2 protein-coding genes and 1 riboswitch are annotated in these 2,817 nt (G+C 76.4%); of the genes, one reads left to right on the top strand and one right to left on the bottom strand.

Going from position 1 to position 2,817, the window contains the following annotated elements:
• On the bottom strand, nucleotides 1-1,389 hold a 1,389-nt coding region (locus F8274_RS30335), incomplete at its 3' end, for a PrsW family intramembrane metalloprotease (RefSeq protein ID WP_192580056.1).
• Nucleotides 1,390-1,412: 23 nt separating this feature from the next.
• Nucleotides 1,413-1,533, top strand: a riboswitch (SAM riboswitch).
• Between the two features lie 52 nt (nucleotides 1,534-1,585).
• On the opposite strand from F8274_RS30335, the gene F8274_RS30330 reads away from it, so the two are divergent.
• On the top strand, nucleotides 1,586-2,817 hold a 1,232-nt coding region (locus F8274_RS30330), incomplete at its 3' end, for an aminotransferase class V-fold PLP-dependent enzyme (RefSeq protein WP_151465797.1).

Genomic DNA, 2,817 nt, shown 5'->3' with positions numbered 1-2,817 from the left:
CACCGGGATCGGCACCACCGGCTCGTCCGGGGCCTCGACCGGGCGCCGCGACCCGTCCGGGAAGCGCAGGTGGTAGCGCTGCCCGTCCCAGACCCCGACCGGCGCCTGCGGGTCCCGGCCCACGAAGAACGCCCGGTACGCCCCGATCGCGTCGAGCAGCTCCCGCTCCTCCCGTGCCGTCCGGTCCCGCTCGGCGGGCTTGCGGTCCAGGCCCCGGCGCATCCCGTCGCGGAGCAGGGCCAGCCGGGTGGCGGCGAACTGGTAGCCGCGCATCGCCTTGACCCCGCCGTCACCGGCCACCCGCCGGGCCCAGGTGCGGGCGGCATGCCGCCGGCCCAGGCTGCCCAGCGCGGCCACCTCGGGCGGGGTGAGCCAGCCGGCCCGCACGTAGTCCGGCAGGGTGCGCTCGGTGAGCCGCCCCTCCCAGGCACGCAGCCAGACGGCCAGCCCGACCATCCCGAAGAAGATCGGCACCATCACGCCGATGTAGCCGTAGAGCGCGATCAGCGGCTGCCCGGTGGCGGCGGCCAGCGAGGGCAGCAGGTTCCAGGTGCCGTGCAGCATCATGGCCAGCAGCAGGCCGGCGAGCGGGGCGAGGAAGCGCACCCGCCGGTCGGCGGTGCGCGCGGCGACGCCCAGCCCCACACCGGTCATCGAGGTGAACAGCGGGTGGGCGAAGCCGAAGAGCAGGATCCGCACGATGAAGATGGCGATCACCTGGCGCGCGCCGGTCGCCGGGCCGTACTCCTCGACGCCCGTGCGGTAGCCGTAGCCGCCCAGGTAGAGGATGTTCTCCACCATGGCGAAGCCGACCGCGGAGAGCCCGCAGTAGACCAGGCCGTCGGTGACCCCGGAGAACTCCCGGCGCCGGAAGATCAGCAGCAGGAGCGGGCCGGCCGCCTTGGTCAGCTCCTCGATGAACGGGGCGACCAGCACGGCGGTCAGCGCCGCGGGCAGCCCCCAGTCGTCGAACAGCCGCGCACCGGTCTCGTTGACCAGTAGCGAGATGGCGGTGGAGACGAACGCGCCCCAGGCGAAGCAGAAGATCAGATATTTCAGCGGCTCCGGCTCGTAACGGTCGAGCCAGAGGAAGCAGGAGACCAGCACCGGCACCGGCAGGATCGCCGCGAGCACGCCGACCAGCAGCGCCTCCGCGCCGAGACTCTCGCCCAGCGTGAAGACCATGAAGACCGCACCGGCGGCGATGAGCAGCACCACCCCGGCCAGCGCCAGGAACCGCCGCCAGCCGAGCCGGCGCAGCGGCATCCGGGGGGCCGGCGACCCGGGCGGGACGGCGGGCGCGGTCGGCGGCGGCGGCAGGGCTCCGCCGGGCGGGGTGACGGCCATGCGGTCAGCGTAGTCACCCGCGACCCACTGGTCCGGTCGCATCGCGACCGCTATGCTCCCGTTCAGGTCACGAGCGCCAGCGTCAAGCCCCGGCTTGCTGGCCGGCAACCCTCGTCGAGTTCGCGGTGGGGTGCCCCGGGTGATGACCGGGCCCAGCCCGAACCGCGTGCTGGGCAAGCGCGGACCCCGTCCCGGTGCCCACCCACCCGGGGTCCCCCTGGACCCGGGAGGCTCCGGCATGACCGTCACCCTCGTACCCTCGCTGCCCACGCTCGTCACCCCGAGCCGGCCGGACCCGCTCGGCGTGCTCGGCGTACCGGGGGAGATCAACCTGGACCACGCCGCCAGCGCGCCGTGCGCGCGGGCCGCGGCCGACGCGGTGGCCGAGCTGCTGCCCTGGTACGCGAGCGTGCACCGCGGCGCCGGCGCGCTGTCGCGGCGCTGCACGCTCGCCTACGAGCGGGCCCGGCAGACGGTCGGCGACTTCCTCGCCGCCCGCCCCGACGACCACGTGATCTTCACCCGGAACACCACCGACGCGCTGAACCTGCTGGCCCGGGCGCTGCCCGCCGGCACCACGGTGGTCACCTTCGCCGGCGAGCACCACGCGAACCTGCTCCCGTGGCCGCGCGGCTCGGTCCGGCTCCCGGTGCCGGACGGCCCGAGCGGCGCGGTCCGCTCCCTCGACGCCGCCCTGAGCGAACTGTCCCGCGACGCCCGCCCCGGCCTGCCCGTGCTGGTCGCGGTGACCGGCGCGAGCAACGTGACCGGGGAGCGCTGGCCGGTGGCCGACCTGGCCCGGGTGGCGCGCCGGCACGGCGCCCGGATCCTGGTGGACGCCGCGCAGCTCGCCCCGCACGCCCCGGTGGACCTGGCGGCGCTGGACGTCGACTACCTGGCGCTGTCCGGCCACAAGCTGTACGCCCCGTTCGGCACCGGCGTGCTGGTCGGCCGCGGCGACTGGCTGGACGCGGCCCCGCCGTACCTGGCCGGCGGCGGGGCCACCAGCCACGTCGGGGCGGCGACCCACGAGGTGCGGTGGGCCACCGGCCCGGCCCGGCACGAGGCGGGCACCCCGAACCTGCTCGGCGCGGTGGCCCTGGCGGCGGTGTGCGCGGCGCTGGCCGATGCCGACCGCGACGCGCTGCACGCCCGCGAGCAGGCGCTGGTGGGCCGGCTCCGGGCGGGCATCGCCGCCCTGCCGCACGTGGTGGAGTTGCGCACCTTCGGGCCGGACGCGCCCCGGGTGGGCATCGTCAGCTTCGTGGTCGCCGGCCGGGACTCAGCCGAGGTGGCCGCCCACCTGGCGACGGCGCACCGGATCGGCGTCCGGGACGGCCTGTTCTGCGCCCACCCGCTCGCCCGCCGCCTGCTCACCGAGGCGGCGACCCGCAGCGGCCGCCGGGACCTGCCCCCCACCGCCCTCCGCGCCAGCCTCGGCCTCGGCACCACAAGCTCCGACGTGGACGC

The sequence above is a fragment of the Micromonospora sp. AMSO31t genome (genome assembly GCF_008868175.1).
Taxonomy (GTDB): domain Bacteria; phylum Actinomycetota; class Actinomycetes; order Mycobacteriales; family Micromonosporaceae; genus Micromonospora.
Note: the sequence above shows the minus strand (reverse complement) of the source record. Positions and strands in the feature narration are given on the sequence as shown.